Annotated in this window: 19 protein-coding genes; 12 read left to right on the top strand and 7 right to left on the bottom strand. The window is 60.7% G+C overall.

Annotated features, from left to right (window positions below):
- Positions 1 to 669 precede the first annotated feature (669 nt).
- Positions 670 to 2,043, bottom strand: coding sequence for a nucleotide 5'-monophosphate nucleosidase PpnN (ppnN, locus tag QLG10_RS09775; RefSeq protein ID WP_020801060.1), 1,374 nt, complete (start codon positions 2,041 to 2,043; stop codon positions 670 to 672).
- 236 nt (positions 2,044 to 2,279) lie between these two features.
- On the opposite strand from ppnN, the gene QLG10_RS09770 reads away from it, so the two are divergent.
- Together QLG10_RS09770 and QLG10_RS09765 are read left to right on the top strand one after the other, a co-directional pair.
- Entirely contained in the window at positions 2,280 to 2,807 is a 528-nt protein-coding gene (locus tag QLG10_RS09770) for a DUF3087 domain-containing protein (protein ID WP_282487186.1), read from the top strand.
- A 49-nt stretch (positions 2,808 to 2,856) separates the two neighbouring features.
- Positions 2,857 to 4,410, top strand: coding sequence for a sensor domain-containing diguanylate cyclase (locus tag QLG10_RS09765; protein ID WP_110750765.1), 1,554 nt, complete (start codon positions 2,857 to 2,859; stop codon positions 4,408 to 4,410).
- A gap of 3 nt (positions 4,411 to 4,413) precedes the next feature.
- Here the strand turns inward: QLG10_RS09765 and QLG10_RS09760 are convergent, their stop codons facing one another.
- From QLG10_RS09760 to dapA, 3 genes are read right to left on the bottom strand one after another with little or no spacing between them, the layout of a single operon-like run.
- Entirely contained in the window at positions 4,414 to 5,331 is a 918-nt protein-coding gene (locus tag QLG10_RS09760) for a LysR family transcriptional regulator (RefSeq protein ID WP_282487183.1), read from the bottom strand.
- Positions 5,332 to 5,355: 24 nt separating this feature from the next.
- Positions 5,356 to 5,730, bottom strand: a complete 375-nt coding sequence (locus QLG10_RS09755) for a DUF2784 domain-containing protein (protein WP_282487181.1) — start codon at positions 5,728 to 5,730, stop codon at positions 5,356 to 5,358.
- 60 nt (positions 5,731 to 5,790) lie between these two features.
- Positions 5,791 to 6,666, bottom strand: coding sequence for a 4-hydroxy-tetrahydrodipicolinate synthase (gene dapA, locus QLG10_RS09750; protein ID WP_282487179.1), 876 nt, complete (start codon positions 6,664 to 6,666; stop codon positions 5,791 to 5,793).
- A 408-nt stretch (positions 6,667 to 7,074) separates the two neighbouring features.
- Here dapA and QLG10_RS09745 point away from each other — a divergent pair, with 408 nt between their 5' ends.
- The 3 genes from QLG10_RS09745 to QLG10_RS09735 all read left to right on the top strand — a co-directional run bounded on the left by QLG10_RS09745 (position 7,075) and on the right by QLG10_RS09735 (position 8,296).
- A complete protein-coding gene (locus QLG10_RS09745; protein ID WP_020801067.1) occupies positions 7,075 to 7,773 on the top strand; it encodes an AzlC family ABC transporter permease in 699 nt (232 codons plus the stop codon).
- Positions 7,773 to 8,084, top strand: coding sequence for an AzlD domain-containing protein (locus tag QLG10_RS09740; RefSeq protein ID WP_177411632.1), 312 nt, complete (start codon positions 7,773 to 7,775; stop codon positions 8,082 to 8,084). Before QLG10_RS09745 ends, QLG10_RS09740 begins: the two co-directional genes overlap by 1 nt.
- 68 nt (positions 8,085 to 8,152) lie before the next feature.
- On the top strand, positions 8,153 to 8,296 hold the full coding sequence (locus QLG10_RS09735; protein WP_177411630.1) for a hypothetical protein: 144 nt from the start codon (positions 8,153 to 8,155) through the stop codon (positions 8,294 to 8,296).
- A 116-nt stretch (positions 8,297 to 8,412) separates the two neighbouring features.
- On the opposite strand, the gene QLG10_RS09730 is transcribed toward QLG10_RS09735, so the two are convergent.
- Together QLG10_RS09730 and QLG10_RS09725 are read right to left on the bottom strand one after the other, a co-directional pair.
- Positions 8,413 to 8,682 (bottom strand): hypothetical protein, encoded by a 270-nt coding sequence (locus QLG10_RS09730; protein WP_282487266.1) that lies wholly within the window; start codon positions 8,680 to 8,682, stop codon positions 8,413 to 8,415.
- Between the two features lie 179 nt (positions 8,683 to 8,861).
- Positions 8,862 to 9,545 (bottom strand): SOS response-associated peptidase family protein, encoded by a 684-nt coding sequence (locus QLG10_RS09725; RefSeq protein WP_282487175.1) that lies wholly within the window; start codon positions 9,543 to 9,545, stop codon positions 8,862 to 8,864.
- A gap of 199 nt (positions 9,546 to 9,744) precedes the next feature.
- On the opposite strand from QLG10_RS09725, the gene QLG10_RS09720 reads away from it, so the two are divergent.
- The 3 genes from QLG10_RS09720 to QLG10_RS09710 all read left to right on the top strand — a co-directional run bounded on the left by QLG10_RS09720 (position 9,745) and on the right by QLG10_RS09710 (position 12,037).
- On the top strand, positions 9,745 to 10,692 hold the full coding sequence (locus QLG10_RS09720; protein ID WP_110750755.1) for an ABC transporter substrate-binding protein: 948 nt from the start codon (positions 9,745 to 9,747) through the stop codon (positions 10,690 to 10,692).
- A 95-nt stretch (positions 10,693 to 10,787) separates the two neighbouring features.
- Positions 10,788 to 11,687, top strand: coding sequence for a polysaccharide deacetylase family protein (locus QLG10_RS09715; protein WP_282487172.1), 900 nt, complete (start codon positions 10,788 to 10,790; stop codon positions 11,685 to 11,687).
- A gap of 110 nt (positions 11,688 to 11,797) precedes the next feature.
- The gene (locus QLG10_RS09710) at positions 11,798 to 12,037 is read left to right on the top strand and encodes a DUF1652 domain-containing protein (protein WP_282487170.1); all 240 of its coding nucleotides are present in this window, start codon (positions 11,798 to 11,800) and stop codon (positions 12,035 to 12,037) included.
- A 91-nt stretch (positions 12,038 to 12,128) separates the two neighbouring features.
- Here the strand turns inward: QLG10_RS09710 and QLG10_RS09705 are convergent, their stop codons facing one another.
- On the bottom strand, positions 12,129 to 13,025 hold the full coding sequence (locus tag QLG10_RS09705) for a LysR family transcriptional regulator (protein ID WP_110750870.1): 897 nt from the start codon (positions 13,023 to 13,025) through the stop codon (positions 12,129 to 12,131).
- 127 nt (positions 13,026 to 13,152) lie between these two features.
- On the opposite strand from QLG10_RS09705, the gene QLG10_RS09700 reads away from it, so the two are divergent.
- The 4 genes from QLG10_RS09700 to QLG10_RS09685 all read left to right on the top strand — a co-directional run bounded on the left by QLG10_RS09700 (position 13,153) and on the right by QLG10_RS09685 (position 16,768).
- A complete protein-coding gene (locus tag QLG10_RS09700) occupies positions 13,153 to 14,298 on the top strand; it encodes a muconate cycloisomerase family protein (protein ID WP_188264900.1) in 1,146 nt (381 codons plus the stop codon).
- Positions 14,299 to 14,308: 10 nt separating this feature from the next.
- Positions 14,309 to 14,599 (top strand): muconolactone Delta-isomerase, encoded by a 291-nt coding sequence (gene catC, locus QLG10_RS09695; RefSeq protein ID WP_008029082.1) that lies wholly within the window; start codon positions 14,309 to 14,311, stop codon positions 14,597 to 14,599.
- A 54-nt stretch (positions 14,600 to 14,653) separates the two neighbouring features.
- Positions 14,654 to 15,583 carry a catechol 1,2-dioxygenase gene (catA, locus tag QLG10_RS09690; protein WP_033041573.1) on the top strand — a complete coding sequence of 310 codons (930 nt, stop codon included), beginning with the start codon at positions 14,654 to 14,656 and terminating at the stop codon, positions 15,581 to 15,583.
- A 225-nt stretch (positions 15,584 to 15,808) separates the two neighbouring features.
- The gene (locus QLG10_RS09685) at positions 15,809 to 16,768 is read left to right on the top strand and encodes an AraC family transcriptional regulator (protein WP_110750747.1); all 960 of its coding nucleotides are present in this window, start codon (positions 15,809 to 15,811) and stop codon (positions 16,766 to 16,768) included.
- Positions 16,769 to 16,879 lie beyond the last annotated feature (111 nt).

Below are 16,879 nucleotides of genomic sequence, written 5' to 3'. Positions count from 1 at the left end.
CGCCGCGATCGACCATCCATGGTCGTGCGCGGCTAACCCGGCATCCATGCCGGGTTGCCCACTACGCAGAACCGGAACGAAGCCTCTCGATGGGGCAAGAAAATCAAAAGCCAAAGCAGAGCAAAAGCAAAGCGAGGCGGCCTGACAGCCGACCTGATTGCAGGACTGTCCGCAATCCCATTGTGGGAGCGGGCTTGCTCGCGAAGGACGTCCAGACAACGCGATCATCCAGACAGGGCGCGTTATCGTTGACGTCCTTCGCGAGCAAGCCCGCTCCCACAGGAGATTGGGGTATCTGCAATAGTCAGGTCGGCTGTCAGGCCGCCTCGCTTTTGTTTTTGATCTGGGTGCCCCGTTAACCACGATGGCCGGAGAGAGGGCATGCCGAGCGCTAGCGAGGCACCGAGTGGTGGGGCAAAGCCTTTTGGTTCCTTTTTGCTGGGCCGGCACTCCGGCGTTTGAAAAAGGGACTCGCTGTAAGAGCGAAACTATAAGTGGCCGTTACCGCCGCAACGGATATGTAGTCAGACAACATCTCCCACAGGCTTTGACGCGGCATGGATCAACATTGGTAGAGGCGCCGCTAGTGCGATCCGACTCACCTCTCCCAGAAAGCAACAAGCCGAAGCATTGGCTTCGGCTCGCACTTAACAATTTACATTAACTTGCTTACGCAACCACTCGATAACACGGCACATACGCCGCACCACCCGGCAGCTTCATCCGGTGCTGGGCGACGAAGGCCTTGAGCAGTTGATCCAGGGGCTGCATGACGGCCGCATCGCCACGGATCTGGTATGGCCCGTGTTTTTCGATCAGGCGGATGCCCTTGTCCTTGACGTTGCCGGCGACGATGCCGGAGAACGCACGGCGCAGGTTGGCGGCCAGTTCGTGGGGTGGCAGGTCACGGCTGAGCTTGAGGTTGGCCATGTTTTCATGAGTCGGGTCGAACGGGCGCTGGAAGCCTTCGTCGATCTTCAGCAGCCAGTTGAAATGGAACGCGTCGTTGCGTTCGCGACGGAACTGCTTGACCGCCTTGAGGCCCTGGGTCATCTGCCGGGCGACTTCTGCCGGGTCGTCGATGATGATCTCGTAGTGCTTCTTGGCATCTGCGCCCAGGGTGGCGCCGACGAACGCGTCAAGCTGTTCCAGGTAGGGCGCCGCATGTTTCGGACCCGTGAGGACGACCGGGAAGGGCAGGCCTGCGTTGTCCGGGTGCATCAAAATGCCCAGCAGGTACAGGAACTCTTCGGCGGTACCGGCGCCACCCGGGAAGATGATGATGCCGTGGCCAACGCGGACGAAGGCTTCCAGGCGCTTCTCGATGTCCGGCAGGATTACCAGTTCGTTGACAATCGGGTTCGGCGCTTCGGCGGCGATGATTCCCGGCTCGGTCAAGCCCAGGTAGCGCCCGCCGTGGATGCGCTGTTTGGCATGGGCGATGGTGGCGCCTTTCATCGGGCCTTTCATCACGCCGGGGCCGCAACCGGTGCACACGTCCAGGCTGCGCAAGCCCAGTTCGTGGCCGACTTTCTTGGTGTATTTGTATTCTTCGGTATTGATCGAGTGACCGCCCCAGCACACCACGATCTTCGGCTCCACGCCCGGGCGCAGCGTGCGGGCGTTGCGCAGCAGGTGGAACACATAGTCGCTGATACCCTGGGAGGTGCTCAGGTCGATGCGTTGGCTGTCGAGTTCATTCTCGGTGTAGACGATGTCGCGCAGGGCGCTGAACAGCATTTCACGGGTGCTGGCAATCATTTCGCCGTCGACGAAGGCGTCGGCCGGGGCGTTCAGCAGTTCCAGGCGTACGCCACGGTCTTGCTGGTGGATGCGGATTTCGAAGTCCTTGTAGGCTTCGAGGATGGTCTTGGCGTTATCGACGTGGGCGCCGGTGTTGAGGATGGCCAGGGCGCACTGGCGGAAGATGTCGTAGGTGCTGCCGGATCCAGCTTCGCTCAGTTGCTGGACTTCCCGTTGGGAGAGTGTTTCCAGGCTGCCTTTCGGGCTGACCGAAGCATTGATTACTTGTCGTTGGGTCATTCAATGATCCTTAAAACGATGTCATTCACGCGCAAACAACGAATGGCATCCGAATAGAGAGTATCCATGAAAGAAGATGGCACGAACGGCGCGGTCTCGCCATGTCCTCCTTTTGATGATGTATAGATGAAAAGGAGCCCCAGCATAGCTAAATCCGTCGCAGAGGCGATAATGGCCCGCGGTCTTTTTGCCCAGCGACCTATTTTTTGCCATTGAAGCCAAGGAATCCCGACGTCATGTTCGAAATCCAGCCGATGAACGCCGACGACTATCGGCAACGGACGCGGCGCAGCACGCTGATGATCGCGCTGATCTTTCTCGCGCTGGCGATGGCCCTGTCCACCGCGGCGGTGACGTTGTTCGGCGAGCCGGGTGGGGACAATCTACGCTTCAATATCGGCGGAGTGTTTGCCGCGGTATTGGTCATGGCCGCGTTGATGCGCAAGCTGTTCTGGCACCAGCAATGGATGGCGCCGGCGGTCTACAGCTGGCAACTCAAGCGCAGCCTGATGAGCATCACCAACGTTATGCACCACCTCAAGGCGGCCGTGGAATCGGGGGATCCGGACGCCATGAAGCTGTTGCGCTTCTATCACCTGGGATTGAGCCAGATGCACCAACTGGACGGTAACTCCAGCGATGATGCGCAACTACACCGGGAAATGGAGCAACATCAGGCGCGGATGCAAGCGCTGGGCATCGATATCCGGCAGACGCGGCTGGACCCGGCCTGGCTGGACGCGCTGAGGCGCACAGTGCGATAGGCCCATGGAGCAGCAAGGGCCTTTTCATTCGATTCAAGGAGCGAACGTCATGGGGCAGCCGTCCATTCACGATCCTGTGGAACAAAACCGGCAGGGTGTCGCCCGGCTCAAGACGCGCTCTGCCGTCACCCTTTTGATTGCAGTCTGCCTGTCGATGGCGGTGATCGTGATCTGGGAAACCTGGAGCTCGCGCCAGTACCATCTGCATGACAAGGAAGTGGCGATGTCCAACCTTGCGCAGACCCTGGCCTCGCAGGCCCAGGCGGCGATCAAGCAAGCTGACACGCTGCTGTTCACCCTGGTCGACCGCCTGGAGAACGACGGTATGGAGCCGGGTCGGCTCAATCGCCTGCAACGCTTGCTCGGCGCACAGCGCCGTGAGTTGAGCCAGGTGCATGGGCTGTTCGTCTATGACGAAACCGGCAAATGGATTGCCAACTCCAACGGCGCCGAGGTGGGGGTTGCCAACAATTCCGACCGCGAGTACTTCATCTATCACCGCGATCATCCTGACCGCGGACCGCACATCGGCCCTTCGATCAGGAGCCGCTCCAGCGGCGAATGGATCATGACGGTGTCGCGCCGGATCAATCACCCGGATGGCCGTTTCGCCGGCGTGGCGCTGGCCACCCTTTACCTCAGCCATTTCCTGCAGCTTTACGATGGCATCGACATGGGCCGCAACGGTGTGATCAACCTGATCGCCGACGATGCCAGCATTATCGTGCGCCGGCCGTTTCACGAGGCTGACATCGGCACCAGCCTGGCCAAAAGCCCATTGTTCACCCGGCTGCTGCCACAGGGCAGTTCGGGGACGGCTACCGTCCGGTCCATGCTGGATGGCGTGGAGCGGGTGGTGGGCTATCGCCGTGTCGAAGGTTATCCGTTGATCGTCTTTGCCGCGCTCAACAAGGAGGAAGTGCTGGCGGGCTGGCGCCAGGAGTCCTGGCTCAGTGCGGGTATCGTCGCGCTGTTGCTCGGGGTGCTGGGGGTGCTCGGCTATCGCCTGATCAAGTTGATGAAGAAGCAGGACCGCATCCAGGGCGAGTTGCTCGGCACTCAGGAGCGGCTGCTCGAACTCAATCGCAACCTTGAGTTGCTGGCGCTGGAAGACGCGCTCACGGGCCTGGCCAACCGGCGCCAGTTCGATCTGTTCATCCAGGCGGAAATGGGCCGCGCCCGGCACAACATGACGGGGCTGGCCCTGTTGATGATCGATGTCGATCACTTCAAGCCATTTAACGATCGCTACGGCCACCTGGCCGGTGATGAGTGCCTGCGCAAGATCGCTGTGCTGATTACCGAGCACATCAGGCGCCCCGGCGATCTGGCTGCGCGCTTTGGTGGTGAGGAGTTTGCCGTGGTGCTACCGGGAACGGACTACGTCGGAGCATTTTTGCTGGCGGAAAAAATCCGCCACGCGGTCCAGGCCGCCGGCCTGCCGCACACTGAAAGCCCTGATGGCAAGGTGACGGTCAGCGTGGGTGTGTGCGGGTATGATCCGGCATCGGAGGCCCAGACCAGTGAGTTGATCGGGGCGGCCGACAAAGCGCTGTACGTGGCCAAGGCCAGCGGGCGCAACATGAGCGTGATAGCCAACTGAGGCTCAGGCAAACCGGTCGCTGCCTTGTACCAGCCGGGTGCACAGGTGCGGTTGCTTGAGCTTTTCCAGCCACCAGCCCAGCGCCCGCCCGTCGTGATCGCCGCGCCAGCCGGCATACAGAATGTTCGGCTCGCGCGGATCGGCCATCTGTTTTTCCACCAGCGAGCCATTGTCCAGTAACGAGGTGACGCGATGCCTGGGCAGCCAGCCCACGCCGAGACCGTCGCATTGGGCGAGGATTTTTGCGCGCATGGTCGGCACCGCCAGCACCGATTGGCCACCGGAGACCCCGTAGGTACTGCCTTCGCTGGCCCGGGACGAATCCGCCACGACAATCGCCCGGTGCTGCGCCACCATGGCGCGGGTGATCGGTTCGCGGGCCTTGGCCAGCGGATGCCTGGACGAGACGGCGAACACCCACTGCATTTCCCCCAGTTGCATCCAGCGCAATGACGCGATGGCCGGTGGCTCGTTGGTGGCGCCGATGACCAGGTCCGCGCGGCCTTCACGCAGGGCCTCCCAGACACCCCGCAGCACTTCCTGGGTGATGCGCAGCGGTACGCCAGAGCCCAGCGCATCGAACTCGTGGATCACCGGGAGCAGGGTTTCGAATTCCAACAGTTCATCGGTGACGATCCACAAACGACTTTCCCAACCATTGGCCACTTGCTGCACCCGTTGGGTCAGGCGCGAGACGTCTTGCATCAGTCGCGCCGCTTCATTGACCAGCAATTCTCCGGCCGGAGTGAGTTGCAGGCGGTAGCGCCGGCGATCGAACAGCAGGGCATCGAAGCGTTCTTCCAGTTGCCGCGCGGCATAGGACACCGTAGAAGGCGCCTTGCCAAGATAGGCCGCGGCCCGCGACAGGCTGCCGGTTTCGCGAATCGCTTGCAGCAGCGCCAGGTCTTCAGTCGACAGCATTGGCCGAACCCTCGTGTTTGACGGTTACAATTGCCGCCGCCGTTTCCTGAGCCAGATCAATCGAAGATAGACCGCAGCGTTCAGCACCAGTACCAGGCTGCCCAATCCCAGCTGGATGGCCGGTGTCAGCCCCGCCGGGTAAATGACCGGCCACACGTAATGTTCGATGAAGCCGGCGCCGTAACCACCTTGCCCGGCGGCCTGGCGCATCAGGTTTTCCCAGTGCGTCAGTGGGCAAGGCAAGTGGAACACCTCCACTGCCACGCCCCAGACTGCGGCGGGCAGGTGCCACAGGATCAAGTGGGGCCATTTGAGAACCAGCAGCCCGCCGAACACTACGAACACAATGAATGCCAGGTGCAACAGCATCAGCCCCTCGGCAGCGATTCGGTAGAGCATGTCGCCCCCCTGGCGCGTCAGTCGAATCGCTCCATCGTACTCGCGCGGGTGCCTGGCACTCTATCGATTGTCGCTGCCCAGCACGCCGAGCACCTCCTTCAAGCGCCCGACCATGGCATCGCTGCTGCGTTGCATCGGTGCACGCAACTCATCAGTGATCAAGCCTTGCAGAGCCAGCGCGGTTTTTACCGGTGCCGGGTTGGGCTCGATGAAGAGGCTCTGGATCAGTGGCAGAAGCTGGAAGAATGTTGCTCGACCGGCCGCCAGCTGGTTGTCGCGAATCTGTCGGTACAACGCCACGAAAAGGTGCGGATGAACATGGGCCGACGCGGCAATCGCACCTTTGGCACCCAGGCACAGGGCATTGAAGATCTGGTTGTCTTCACCGCACAGCACATCGACCTTGCCGCTGGCCAGCAAGGCCAGGGTGTTGCCCAGGTTGCCACCGCAGTCCTTGATCGCGACGATGCGCTCATGGGCGACGATATTCAGCAAGGTCGACTGGTCGAAGGCTACGCCGGTGCGGTAGGGGATGTCGTACAGGATCAACGGCACGCTGGAAGCGTCGGCGACCGTCTGGAAAAACGCTTCGAGCCCCGCCTGGGAGGGCCGGATGTAATAGGGCGGTGGCACCAGCAGGCCGGCCAGCGGGCGCTTTAGAATTTCCTCCTGAAAGTGCAGCAGTTCGATCAGGTTGTTGCCGGCCAAACCCATGACGACCTGCCGGGCCGGCACTTGCTCCAGCACCGCATCGAGCACCGCCAGCTGCTCGTGCTTGCCCATGGCTGCCGGTTCGCCTGTGGTGCCACAGACGATGAGGCCGTCGACACCTGCTTCGAGCAGATGGCTGACCAGCCGGCGCAATCCGACGAAATCGATGGCGCCATTGTGGAACGGTGTGACGAGGGGAACCCAGATACCTTGAAACGATGACATGCACTTTCTCCTGATGGTCGACCGATTTCGTCACCGTCAGAAGCGTAGTAGGAAGTAAGCAAGGGGAGGGTGGTCCGTCGCGCTCAATGTCCTGTCAGCTCATCTGACGGGACAGCGCGCCCCGGTCACATGAGCGACTGTTTCTTCGATTTGAGGGTGCGCGCAACGCGAACTTGCGCCTTGGCAGTCAAGCCAATAACGGAAGTGTCGAGATTGAAGGTTGCGGACATCTTTGCTTACACCCTGAATGAGGTGCCCAGTTTTAAAAGCCAGCGCGTTGTTTGTCAATGTCGAACATCGGCAAAGATGCGGCGCCCGACTGTAAATGGCCAAAGTGCGCAAGATTATTCAAGCCATCGCCTGCGACTGCTGGCACAGTCTCAAGTCTTTTCCTGGTTGCAGAGCGTTATGTCCAATTCACACTTGCCGCGCAGCGCATTCTTGCGGGGCGCCGTGGCGATCATGCCGTTATCCCTGGCGACAGCCCCTTGGGGCCTGCTGGCCGGCTCCATGGCCATCGAAGCCAACCTCACCCCCCTGCAAGGCCAGGGCTTGTCGAGCATCGTGTTCGCCGGCGCCGCGCAGTTGGTGGCCATTGGCATGCTCAAGGGCGGGGCCGGGATCTTTTCGATCCTGCTGACCACCTTGTTGCTGACCTCCCAGCATCTGCTCTATGGGATGAGCATGCGTTCGGTGATCTCGCCATTGCCGGGTCGCTGGCGAGCGGGGCTGGGCTTTTTGCTCACCGATGAGCTGTTCGCCCTGACCAGCCAGCACGACAAACAGCAGTTCGATCGCTGGTACGCTTTGGGTGTCGGCTTGACGTTCTACGTGGCCTGGAACCTCTTCACCCTGGCAGGCATCGTGCTGGGCAGCAGCATCCCGGGCCTGGAACACCTGGGTCTGGACTTTTCCATCGCTGCCACCTTCATCGCCCTGATCACCCCGGTGGTGCGCAACGTCCCGACGGTGGTCTGTGTCGCGGTCTCGCTGTTCTGCTCGGTGCTGTTCAGCTATTGGCAATGGGGCTCGGCCCTGGTGCTGTCGGGACTTGCCGGCATGACCGCGGGTTTTATCTGCAACAAATTCCAGGGAGCGCGCACATGATGGTCTGGGCAGTGATTATCGGCATGGGCGTCCTGGTGTTTCTCAACCGCTATGTGTTCCTGGAACCGCGCCTGCCGCTGCGTTTGAGCAGCAATGCCCGGCAGTTCCTGGGGTTCGCCGTGCCCGGCATGTTGACGGCGATTTGCGGTCCGATCGTGTTCATGCCGGACAAACAACTGAACCTGCAATGGGACAATCCCTACCTGATCAGTTCGCTGGTGGCCGTCGGCCTGGTGCTGTACACCCGCAACACCTTGCTCAGCATGCTGTTGAGCATGGGCTTTTTCTTTTTGCTGCGTGCATGGCTGTAAGCCGGGCACGGCAAATTGTTCTACGCTTAAAGTTGATGACCGATCCCTTCAGGAAGAGAGGTGAAACCATGGCAATAGAGCAAAAACAGCCGGACCCCGAGGACGACATGGATGAACCGACGGAAGAAGAAATCGAAGAGCAAAAACATTCAGAGCAGACGTGGAAGCATGACGACAGCAGAGAGTTGTCGGAGCCTGATCGCAAGTTCTGAGCTTCTTGCGAACACCCTGACTGTAGGAGCGAGCAGGCTCGCGATGGTCGTCAACGATAACGCGTTTTTGCTGGTGTAACGCGGCGTTCTTAAGTCCATCGCGAGCATGCTCGCTCCTACAGCGGCAGGTCGGGGAAGTCGGGATGAGTGGCCCGATAACCCAGCTTCCTGTCGATCCACGCATTCAACTCGTTGACCATGACCGGGGATTTACCCGGATAGCGTTCGAGGATTGAACCCAGGACTTGCTTGATATTGGGAATTGAAAGCAGGTTACGGGTCTGTATGTACTGCCCGATGAAATGGTCGAGTTGGTAGTGCTCTGTCTTTGTTAGATAAATGCACGCCAGACTCGCGACTTGATCATTGGTGAAATCGTCGCGCAATTGAGTTCTCTGCAAGGGCTTGATGTATGGAATTCGTTTGTTGCTGACTCTTTGGTCAACTTGGTATGCCACTGGCAACATGGCGCGAATCCTAGCCGCAGCATTGGCAAATGTATGTAAGCCCCTGACGATGTCTGACAAGCGGTGAGGAGCATCAAAGTGCCATGTTTTTAGAGGGATCATGCGTTCAATGCGTCAATCAACCCGGCCCCCTGATTCCTCACATTGCCCACGGCCTTGTCGACCCGGTACCACTCAAAAGCATCACTGCCTTCCCCCTGTAGCAGCACCATTTGTTCGGCACGCTCCCTGGGCGTCGCCGGGTCCAGCCATTCGCGGGCCAGTTCCGGGCTGAACACCACCGGACGGCGATCATGAACGTCCAGCATGCCGCCGGCGCTATCGGCCGTGATGATGACAAAGCCGTCGTCTTCCCTGGGGGCTGCACCGCCCATCGGGAATTGCCCGATTGCCGCACAGTAGACCGGCCCTTGGTCACGTCGGCGAATCAGCCAGGGTTGCCGCGTGCCGTCCCCGGCATCCACCCATTCGAACCAGTTGTCGACCGGGCAGATAGCGCGATGGGGCCAGATGGCTCGAAAGAACGGGCCGTGGGCGACTTTCTCGACCCGGGCATTGATCGGCGCCGCACGATCCTTCGCCCAGTGCGGCCGCCAGCCCCAGCGCTGCGAGTCGGCGTGCAAGCCATCGCTCTCAAGATGCAACAGCGCCAGCTGGGTGGTGGGCGCAGCGTTGTAGCGAGCCAGTGGCTGATCGCCAACGTGGTTGATCAAGGCATCGGGAATGCTCAGCACCGCCACGAAGTCGTGAATGCCCCGGTATTGCGACAGGCGTCCGCACATCGATTAAACCCTCCGGCTGGTGTGTTCAGCATAGAGGTTTGAACCTTGGGTCGGGTGTCCGGCAAAAGGCATTCTGTCGAGTCGCTGTTGCTGCGCAAACACTGTGTGCAACGGGTCATGAGCTTATGCGTAAAGGGTATTTAAAATTTCTTATTAAGGCCTTTATGGTCTAAAGAAATGAACCTCAAGGAGCCTCCGGATGAACCTGTCCCGATTGCTGCGCGGTCTGTTGACCAGCGCTCTGTTTGCCGCGCCACTGGCCTACGCCAGCGAACCTGTCGTCCTGCATGTCGGCGATCAGAACTACTACAACATTCGTGCTTCGGTCGAAGCGTCCGGCGTGTTGAAAGGGGCGCCCTATACCGTCGACTGGAAACACTTCCAGGCTGCCGCGCCGCTAGCCGAAGCCTTGAGTACCGGTGCATTGGACCTGGGCTTCCTGGGCGATTCGGGCTTTCTGTTCCTGGCCGCCAAACAGGCGCCGGTCAAGCTGATCGGGGTATCGCGACAGAACCCGGACACCATCGCCTTGCTGGTGCCCAAGGACTCGCCGGTGAAAACCATCGCTGATCTCAAGGGTAAGAAAGTCGCCTACTGGCCGGGTGCGTGGAGCCAGCAACTGACCTTGCGCGCGCTGGAACAGGCGAACCTGCCGCAGGACTATGTCGATTTCATCAAGCTGATGCCGATCGATGCGGCCGCCGCGTTGCCCCAAGGCAGCATCGACGCCTTCCCGGTGTGGGAACCGTACATTTCCCAGCAGATCCTGTTCTCCGGCGCGCGGCCCATCCTCACCGCGAAGAACCTGATGCCCGGCCTGAGTGCCATCGCAGCGTCTACCCCTTCGATCGACAGCAAGCGTGAAGCCATCGCCGATTTTCTCGGGCGCCTGAAAAAGGCTCGGGCCTGGGTCGATAACCACACTGACGAATACGCTGACCTGTGGGCGAAGAAGGCCAATCTCGACCAGAACGTGTCCCGCCACTGGTTGCGCCAGGCCCACCTGACCGTCGGCCCGGTGGACGCCCAGGCTGCCGGGGATCTGCAGCACACCGCTGACTTCCTGTTCAAGGTCAAGGCACTGCCGGCCGAGCTTGCCACCGCACCGATCATCGATCATTCGTTCCAGCAGGCACTGGCGAACTGAACCACCGCCTTGGCGAGCGCCGGAACCAAACACTGTGTACCTTATCCAACCTCGGCCCGCGGCTGCGCGGGTCACGGTCTGGTGCAAGGCAAAACATGAAACAGTTGTTCAAGGTTCTATCGGTGTTAGCCATGGCAGTCGGCCTGCTGGGCTGTATCGCCGCACCTATTGAAATGACCGCGCAAACCGAACAGGCGTTGCGCACGCAACCACCGATCCGCTTTTTGCTGACGTTCGACGATGGCCCGAGCGCCTCGAGTTTCTGGAACCCGACCGAGACCGTGCTCGACAGCCTGGCGATCAATCCCGTGCAACCCGGCATCAAGGCGGTGTTTTTCGTGCAGACCCGTGCCTCGCGGGCTGGCGCCAGTGACATCGGGCGGGCGGTCATGCACCGCGAGCGCGATGCCGGGCACATCCTGGCCTTCCACACGGCCACGCCCTCGCACACCAATCATCGCTCGCTCAACGCGCAAGCGCTGGAGCAGGCGCTCACCGATGGGTGTGCCGACATCGCCGCGATCACCGGTGCGCCGCCGACCCTGCTGCGCCCGCCATTCTGGAGCTACGACAAACGCACCTTCGCCGCTTACCAGCAGCATGGCCTGCATGTGCTGCTGACCGACCTGAGCGCCAATGACGGCAAGATCTGGGGCTTCAATGCCAGCCCCCGGCGCCGCGCGCACATGTTGCGTTCGATGTCCGAGGTTCGCGAGCGCATTGCCCGGGGCGAGCTGCCGGTGGTAGACGGAGTGATTCCGGTGGTGGTGACGTTCCACGACCTCAATCGCTACACCGCACGGCATACCCGTGAATACCTGCAGATCCTTCTCGACAGTGCCCGGGCGACGGGGGTCAGGACTGCCCCAATAGCGTTTTATGACGATACCGCCGCGCTGCAACGGGCCGCCATGGCGCGTACGTTGCGCGACAGTTCACAGCCGGCGCAGTTGCCCGGGATCTGGAACTGGATCTGGAAAGACAATAGCCATTGAGCAAAGGCCGAAAATGCGGGGCAGTTAACAGTATCGACTGGCGCGGAATTAGCCAATTGCATCTATTCTCATTGGGTCCGTCCCGTTCAACTGCCACGGAGGCATCGGCCGTGATACCCATTTCAGTCCTTTGCAACATTGTAGAGTCCGGTTTCGAGCCCCTGGCCTGCGAATGCACGGAGCGCGGCGGGCTGCTGCGCATCGAGGTCTTTGATCCCGCCAGCGGACAAGTCAAGCTGCTGATCGCCGGTGTGTCGACCGAGCAGTTGACCAGCGTGCGTGCCATCTCTGACTTCATCGGTGAATTGCGCACCGAGATGAGCGCCGGTCGCCGGGCCTTTGCCGGCTGAACACTCCCGAGCCTCTGTAGGAGCTGCCGCAGGCTGCGATCTTTTGATCTTGCTCTTGAAAAAGTCAAAAGATCGCAGCCTGCGGCAGCTCCTACAGGGGCTTGATTGTTTGTGGCAGCAACTCGTCGATCATCCGCAAGCAATGGTTCAACCCCGGTGACACGTCGCCCACCCGCCGACTGAGAATGATCGGCGAGGTGGCGTTGTCTTCCAGCAGCGGGGTGAAACCGATGTCGTCGCGGTGCAGCAATTGCACCGAGGCCGGCACCAGCGTGATTCCTATCCCGGCACCCACCAACCCGATCGCCGTCTGCAGCTCGTTGGTCCATTGCGCGATATGGATGCTCACTCCATAGGACTCGAATAGCGCGATCACGTGGTCGGCATAGCTGGGGCGGGGGTTGCCGGGGTACAGCACGAAGGGCTCTTTGGCCAGGTCGCGCAGGCTGACGGGCCCGGCCAGCAGCGGGTGACCGGCGGGCAGGGCGGCCACCAGGCGGTCTTCGGTGAGCACGGTCTGGACGATGGCCGGGTCGTCGATGCGGATGCGCCCGAAACCGACGTCGATGCGCCCGGCCTTGAGCGCCTGTACCTGTTGCAGCGTCGTCATCTCCGACAGCCCGAGTTCCAGTTCCAGCGGCTCACCGCTGCGCAAGCGGCGAATCAGTTGCGGCAACACGCCGTACAGCGTCGAAGGCGCAAAGCCGATGCCCAGCCAGGTCTTTTCCCCCAGGCCGATGCGCCGCGTGTTGTCGCAGACCTTGTGCAACTGGTCGAGCAGGGCGGTGGAATGCTCATGGAAAAAACGCCCGGCATCGGTGAGCTTCAGCGGTCGGCCACGCTCGAGCAGCATCACCCCCAGTTCATCTTCCAGTTGCTGGATTTGCCGGCTCAAGGGCGGCTGGGCGATGTGCAGGCGTTCGGCGGCGCGGGTGAAATTAAGGGTTTGAGCCAACACCTGAAAGTAACGCAGGTGACGCAGTTCCATGGAGCCTCCGGATGTCGAGCGCTTGCATACCTTCAGGGTATCAAGCCAGACCAATTCTATATTGGCCGCCCGGAAAAAGCCGTATGAGAATCAGGCCCAGAACTTCAAGAACCTGACGGGTATCGAAATGCTTGCTACAGCCATTGAATCGATCGAGACGATCATCGTCGATCTGCCGACCATCCGCCCGCACAAGCTGGCGATGCACACCATGCAGAACCAGACCCTGGTGGTCATTCGCGTGCGCTGCGCCGATGGCATCGAAGGCATCGGCGAAGCCACCACCATCGGTGGCCTGGCCTATGGCAATGAAAGCCCTGACAGCATCAAGACCAACATCGACAAGCATTTCGCCCCGCTGTTGATCGGCCAGGACAGCGGCAATGTCAATGCCGCGATGTTGCGCCTGGAGCGCAGTATCCGTGGCAATACCTTCGCCAAGTCCGGTATCGAAACCGCACTGCTCGACGCCCAGGGCAAGCGCCTTGGCTTGCCGGTCAGCGAATTGCTGGGCGGCCGCGTGCGTGACTCGCTGCCCGTGGCCTGGACCCTGGCCAGCGGCGACACCGAAAAGGACATCGCCGAAGCGGAAAAAATGCTCGACCTGCGCCGCCACCGCATCTTCAAGCTGAAAATCGGTGCTGGCGAGGTCAATCGCGACCTGGCCCACGTGATTGCGATCAAGAAAGCCCTCGGCGATCGCGCCAGCGTACGGGTTGACGTCAATCAGGCCTGGGACGAAGCCGTCGCGTTGCGTGCCTGTCGCATCCTCGGCACCAACGGCATCGACCTGATCGAACAGCCGATCTCGCGCAACAACCGCGCTGGCATGACCCGCCTGAATGCCATGAGCCCGGCACCGATCATGGCCGACGAGTCCATCGAGTGCGTGGAAGACGCGTTCAACCTGGCCCGCGAAGGCGCGGCCTCGGTGTTTGCCCTGAAGATCGCCAAGAATGGCGGACCGCGCGCCGTGCTGCGCACCGCTTCCATTGCCGAAGCGGCCGGTATCGCCCTGTACGGCGGCACCATGCTCGAAGGCGGAATTGGCACCATGGCTTCGGCCCAAGCCTTTGTCACCCTGAACAAACTGGCGTGGGACACCGAGCTGTTCGGCCCGCTGCTGCTGACCGAAGACATTCTCAGCGAACCGCTGGTTTATCGCGATTTCGAGTTGCATGTGCCCAAGACCCCGGGTCTGGGCCTGAGCCTGGACGAAGAACGCCTGGCGTTTTTCCGCCGCGACAAAACATCCACCATTCATCAAGCCTGAGGAGAGCATTATGCTGTTCCACGTAAAGATGACCGTGAATTTGCCGGTCGACATGAACCCCGAACGCGCCGCGCAGCTCAAGGCCGACGAAAAAGCCCTGGCCCAGCGACTGCAGGACCAAGGCAAGTGGCGTCACCTGTGGCGCATCGCCGGGCTCTACGCCAACTACAGCGTGTTCGATGTCGACAGCGTCCAGGAACTGCACGATTTACTCATGCAACTGCCGCTGTATCCGTACATGGCGATCGAAGTCACCGCGATGTGCCGGCATCCTTCGTCGATTCGCGAGGATGACCGCTGAACCCAGCCCGTTCAGCTCGCCATGCCAATAATTACAAGATGAGGAACCTGTAAAATGAACGTCAAGATTTCCCACACTGCCGAAGTTCAGAAATTTCTCGAAGAGGCCAGCGGCCTGCACAACGATGCCGGCGATCCACGGACCAAAGCCCTGATCTACCGCATCCTGCGCGATTCGGTGAACATCATCGAAGACCTCGCCGTGACCCCGGAAGAGTTCTGGAAAGCGGTCAACTACCTCAACGTGCTGGGCGCGCGCCAGGAGGCTGGACTGGTGGTGGCTGGCCTGGGCCTGGAGCACTACCTCGACCTGCTGATGGACGCCGAAGACGAGCTGGCCGGTAAATCCGGTGGCACACCACGCACCATCGAAGGCCCGCTGTACGTGGCCGGTGCACCGCTGTCGCAAGGCGAAGCGCGTCTGGATGACGGCGTCGATCCGGGTGTGACCCTGTTCATGCAAGGCCGGGTGTTCAACACCGCTGGCGAACCTTTGGCTGGCGCCATTGTTGATGTGTGGCACGCCAACACTGGCGGCACTTACTCGTACTTCGATGCTTCCCAGTCGGAATTCAACCTGCGTCGCCGCATCGTCACTGACGCCGAAGGCCGCTACCGTTTCCGCAGCATCGTGCCGTCGGGCTACGGCTGCCCACCGGACGGTCCGACCCAGCAACTGCTCGATCAACTGGGCCGTCACGGCCAGCGTCCGGCGCACGTGCACTTCTTCATCTCCGCACCGGATCATCGTCACCTGACTACCCAGATCAACCTGGACGGCGAAAAATACCTGCACGACGATTTCGCCTACGCCACCCGTGACGAGCTGATCGCCAAGATCACCTTCAGCGATGACCAGGAGCGTGCAGCGCAATACGGTGTCAGCGGTCGCTTTGCGGAAATCGAATTCGACTTCACCCTGCAGTCGACCGCCCAGCCTGAAGAACAGCAGCGCCACGAGCGGGTTCGTGCGCTGGAGGACTGATCCCTGCTGAACGGCTCGCGAACGGTGTTGACGACACACCGCTTTCGCGAGCAAGCCCGCTCCCACATTCGACCGTGTTTCTTCAGGCAGAATCCGGTCGAATGTGGCAGCGGGCTTGCTCGCGAAGAGGCCATAAGCCTCCACAGGTCAGTCCACCGATACACCGTTGCACGTACTGCCCTAGAATGATCAGATACACCCTATAACAACAACGAGAGTGACCCGATGATGCAAGCGCAACTGCTGAGTCAGCGCAGCACCATATTCGACCATGCCGACCCGTACGCGGTGTCAGGCTATGTCAATCAGCATGTCGGTAATCATTGCATCCTGATGCCTCGTGCCGGGCACCCCCTGGCCAGTCTCAATCACTGCAAATTCGCCAGCCTGGACCTGTGCCGTATCAGCTACGGCGGCAGCGTTCGCGTCACTTCGGGCGCGCTGGAAACCATCTATCACCTGCAAGTGTTGTTGCAGGGCAATTGCCTGTGGCGTGGCCATGGCCAGGAGCACTACTTTGCCCCCGGTGAGTTGCTGCTGATCAATCCCGACGATCCGGTCGATTTGACCTACTCTGACGATTGCGAAAAATTCATCCTCAAGGTTCCCACGTCCCTGTTCGAGTCCGTCTGCAACGAGCAGCGCTGGCGCTATCCGGGGCAGGGCGTGCGGTTTCTCGAGAACCGTTACCAGCTCAATGAGCTGGAAGGCTTCGTCAACCTGCTGGCGATGATTTGCCAGGAGGCCGAGGCAACCGAGCAGATTCCACGGGTGCAGGAACATTACGCGCAAATCATCGTCAGCAAGATGCTCAGCCTGATGAAGACCAACGTCAGCCGCCTCGAAATCGGCTCCCAGGCTGCCACGTTCGAAGCGATTGCCGACTACATTGCCAAAAATCTCAAGCAGGACATCGACAGCGAAGAGCTGGCGCGCCAAGCCAGCATGAGCCTGCGCTCGTTGTATGGCCTGTTCGAACGCAACGCATGCACCACGCCAAAAAACTACATCCGCCAGAAACGCCTGGAACGCATCAATGCGTGCCTGAGCGACCCGACCTGCAACGTGCGCAACGTTACCGAGGTCGCGATGGACTACGGCTTCCTGCACCTGGGACGCTTCTCCGACAGCTACCGCAAGCAGTTCGGCGAGCTGCCGTCGGATACCCTCAAGCGCCGGCATTGACCTGGAACATTAGTCGCCTGACATGGCCTCTTCGCGAGCAAGTCGAATCGTCGCACCGCCGCCTCCCACATTTGATCGCGTCCAACCTGAAGAAATACGGTCGAATGTGGG

It is taken from the genome of Pseudomonas sp. V98_8, assembly GCF_029967975.1.
Taxonomy (GTDB): Bacteria; Pseudomonadota; Gammaproteobacteria; order Pseudomonadales; family Pseudomonadaceae; genus Aquipseudomonas; species Aquipseudomonas umsongensis.
The sequence above is the reverse complement of the archived record's forward strand: the minus strand, read 5'-3'. Positions and strand labels throughout refer to the sequence as shown.